The 3,616-nt window shown below is 69.2% G+C and carries 2 protein-coding genes and 1 pseudogene; 2 read left to right on the top strand and 1 reads right to left on the bottom strand.

Features of this window, described 5'->3' with window-relative positions; genetic code table 11:
• The first annotated feature begins 101 nt into the window (after positions 1 to 101).
• Both ACFTZB_RS44155 and ACFTZB_RS44150 read left to right on the top strand, forming a co-directional pair.
• On the top strand, positions 102 to 1,484 hold the full coding sequence (locus ACFTZB_RS44155) for a cytochrome P450 (RefSeq protein WP_378442115.1): 1,383 nt from the start codon (positions 102 to 104) through the stop codon (positions 1,482 to 1,484).
• Positions 1,485 to 1,604: 120 nt separating this feature from the next.
• Positions 1,605 to 2,654, top strand: a complete 1,050-nt coding sequence (locus tag ACFTZB_RS44150; RefSeq protein WP_378442113.1) for a Ppx/GppA phosphatase family protein — start codon at positions 1,605 to 1,607, stop codon at positions 2,652 to 2,654.
• Between the two features lie 93 nt (positions 2,655 to 2,747).
• On the opposite strand, the pseudogene ACFTZB_RS44145 reads toward ACFTZB_RS44150, so the two are convergent.
• Positions 2,748 to 3,616: pseudogene (locus ACFTZB_RS44145) on the bottom strand (aminotransferase class I/II-fold pyridoxal phosphate-dependent enzyme); the annotation flags it as partial.

Here is a 3,616-nt window from a genome sequence, read left to right as displayed (position 1 = left end):
CCCCGACGGGGTCACGGCCGCCGCCCACAAGGTCCTCGCCGAACCCCGCTCGGAAGTGGCGTGCCGTTTGGTACGCAGATCGGGTGGGTAGCCGCAGGCACATGGTCACCCACACGAACCCGTCCGCCGCCCCCACGACCGCACCACGAGCCGAGGGGCCGATCCTGACCGGGTGGGAAGCGGTGCGGGTGGCGACCGCGCTGGGCTATCCGTCCGTCGCCGCCGGGGTGATCGCGCGTCGCCGCCCGATAATGGCGGTGTTGGAGACCGTGCGCGCCGACGACACCACCCTGGAGACGGTGCGGGAATTGCGCCACAGGTTCGGCTCCGGCCCGGTGCAACTTCGGTTGCCCGGCCGCCGGCTGGCGGTGGTGCTCGAACCCGAGGACGTCGCCCGCGTGCTCGCCGAGTCCCCGGATCCATTCACCCCTGCCAACCGGGAGAAGAAGAGCGCTTTGAGCCCATTCCAGCCGCGGGGCGTGCTGATCTCCGGCGGACACCTGCGTCGCCAGCGCCGCGACTTCAACGAAGCCGTGCTCGACACGTCGATGCCAGTCCATCACCTAGCACCCGAGATCGTCCCGGTGATCGCCGAGGAAACCAACACCCTACTCGACCTGGCCGTACGGTCCGGTCGACTCGATCCCGACCAGTTCACAAAGATGTGGTGGCGAATCGTCCGCCGGATCGTGTTCGGTTCCGCCGCCCGCGACGACGAGACCCCCACCGACCGGCTGTGGCGGCTACGCGGAATCGGCAACTGGTCCTACCTCTTGCCGGACCGTCCCCGGCTGCGTGAGAAGTTCTTCGACGATCTCTACCGTTACGTCGGGCACGCCGAACCCGGCTCTCTGGCCGCCACCATCGCCGCCACGGACGCGGGCGGGGCCGTCGATCCGGTCGGGCAGATGCCGCACTGGCTGTTCGCATTCGACGCTGCCGGCATCGCCTGCAGCCGCGCTCTGGCCCTGCTGGCCACCCACCCCGACGAACGCCGACACGCCGAAGCCGAGGTCGATGGCGCCGACCTCACCGAGGTCCAGCAGTATCGGTACCTGCGGGCGGTGATGCTCGACTCGGTGCGGCTGTGGCCGACCACCCCGGCGATCCTGCGGGATTCGACCGAGGAGACCGGGTGGGGGCCGGACGGCCGACGCTTCACCGTTCCGGCCGGCACCGCGTTCCTGGTCCTGGCCTCCGCATTCCACCGGGACGGCACGACCTTGGAATTCGCCGACCGGTTCGTTCCGCAGATCTGGTTGGACGGGCGCGCGCAGTCATATCCGCAACTGGTGCCGTTCAGTGCGGGCCCGGCCGAGTGCCCGGGCCGGAACCTCGTTCTGCTCGTCACCAGCACCGTGATGGCGCATCTGCTCGCCCGGGTTCGCTTCGAGCTGACCTCGGCGCCCAGCTTGAGTCCGGACCGGCCACTGCCCGCCACACTGAACAACTTCGGCCTGAGGTTCGCCGTACACCCTCGCTGACGTGTAGCACTTATGGGGAAGCCCCGTTCGGTATCGAAAGGGACGACCTCGCCCGGCCCGGAGCCGGTGTGGCAGGTAGAGGGGTGATTCGCCGACCGGGGTGTGGGGTAGTCGGGTCGTGTGCGGCTCGGGGTCCTCGATATCGGTTCGAACTCGGCGCAGTTGCAGATCGTCGAGGCGACTGCCGGTGCGCCGCCGTTGCCGGTGCATGCGGTCAAGGCCGCCACCCGATTGGGGGAGTCGATCGGTGCCGATCAGCGCCTCGACGAGGACGGGATCGACCGGATCGGCCGAGCGGTGGCGGACACGTTGGCGGCGGCACACCGATACGAGGTGGACGAGATCTACCTGTTCGTCACGGCCGCCATCCGGGATGCGGCGAACCGGGACGAGATCCTCGACCGCATCGGCAGTGAATGTGGGATGCGGCCGCAGTTCCTGACCGGGCTGCAGGAGGCGCGGTTGACGTATCTGGCCGTGCATCGCTGGTACGGGTGGCGTGCGGGCCGGTTGCTCGACATCGACATCGGCGGGGGGTCGATGGAGATCGCGCTCGGCCGCGACGCCGTACCGGAACTGGCGGTGTCGTTGCCGCTGGGCGCGGACCGGCTGACCCGAGGATTCTTCGACGCCGACCCACCCCCACGCAAGCAGGTCAAGGCGTTGCGCCGGTATGTGCGCGACACCCTGCGCGAGACCGCGGATCGGCTGCGGTGGGAGGGCGAACCGCAGCTGGTGGTGGCGACGTCGAAGACGTTCAAACAACTGGCCCGTCTGGCCGGGGCACCGTCGCAACGCAAGGGCCCGTTCGTGCGACGAACGTTGTCCCGGAGGAAAATTCACGCCTGGGTGCCGCGGCTGGCCGCTGTGCCGGCGGAGCGCCGCGCCGCGTTGCAGGGTGTCTCGCCGTCGCGTGCGGGGCAGATCCTCGCCGGCGCGATCGTGGCCGATGAAACCCTGTGCGCCCTGGACGTCCCTGCGGTGCAGGTGAGCCCATGGGCGCTGCGCGAAGGGGTGATGTTGCATTATCTGTCGACGGTGACCGACCCGCGGGACGAACTGCCCCTGCATCCACTGCGCCCGCTGACCCCCACCGCACCCACCACCGGCGCTACCGTCACCGCCCTGCCCGCGTCCGTCACCTCCCACGCGTCCACGCGCGGACAGTGACCTCGCGGATGCGCACGATCCGGGTCGCCTCGGTGCCCGGCGGCCGCCGACGAAACACCGATGGCAGGTGTCGGTGATCCGGCGCCCCTCCAGTCAGTTGTGCGCGACGACCCTCAACGTCTCCAGGGTCGGATCGGTGGCGTCGGGCACGGCCATTCCCGCGGCGTGCCCGCTGCGCAGATAGTCGATGACGGCGGTGTCGAGTCGCTCGCCGGGCACGACGGCTGGAATTCCCGGCGGATACGGGGTCAGCTGTTCCGCGGCGATTCGTCCGGCTGCGTTGTCGGCGGCGATCATCTCCGCCGGCCCGAAGAACGCATCACTCGGTGCCATCTCGGACTCGAGCTGCAGTTCTTCGGGGCTGGGGAGGTCGATGTGCGGCGCGGGCGCGAAGGAGGCGGTGGCAGAGCTCATCTCGGTGAGGGCGTGAACGAGTCGGTCGGTGGTGTGCTCGTCGTCGGCCATGGACATGGTGGCGAGGATGCGCCGGTGGTCGGACATGCCGACGTCCACCCGGCAGTGGCTGCGGAGCCAGTCGGCGCACTGGTACCCGGTCGCGCCGGTCGCGCTCACGTCGATCAGGATCTGTAGGCGATCCAGGTCGTGGGAGGCCTCCTTGCCCAGCAGACGGTCCTCGAGGACGTCGAGCCGGTCGATGTGGTCGATTCGTTCGCGGGTTCGTGCGGCCAGAGACAGGGCAGATCCGAGCAGCTCCGTGCCGCGCTCGACCATCTGTCGGCGCCACCCGTCGAGGGCGGTGTAGATCATCACGTTGGGCTGGTGGTCATCAGCAGATCGGCACACGCGGACAGGTGGGCGCCGTCGACGAGATCGCCTTGGACGTGGAAGACCGACCCCTGCTCGAATCCGGCACCCATCTTGTGGACACTGACGACGCAGACATCGGCACCTGCGTCCATCGCCCAGGTCGGCAGGTCGTCGTGGAAGGGTAGGTGTGCTCC

Origin of the sequence: Rhodococcus sp. NPDC057014 (assembly GCF_042673295.1) — a bacterium.
Lineage (GTDB): Bacteria > Actinomycetota > Actinomycetes > Mycobacteriales > Mycobacteriaceae > Rhodococcus_F.
Note: the sequence above shows the minus strand (reverse complement) of the source record. Positions and strands in the feature narration are given on the sequence as shown.

Bases quoted from the DNA above. Each gene is read 5' to 3' on its own strand.
- ACFTZB_RS44155 (WP_378442115.1), top strand. From the start codon at position 102: ATGGTCACCCACACGAACCCGTCCGCCGCCCCCACGACCGCACCACGA.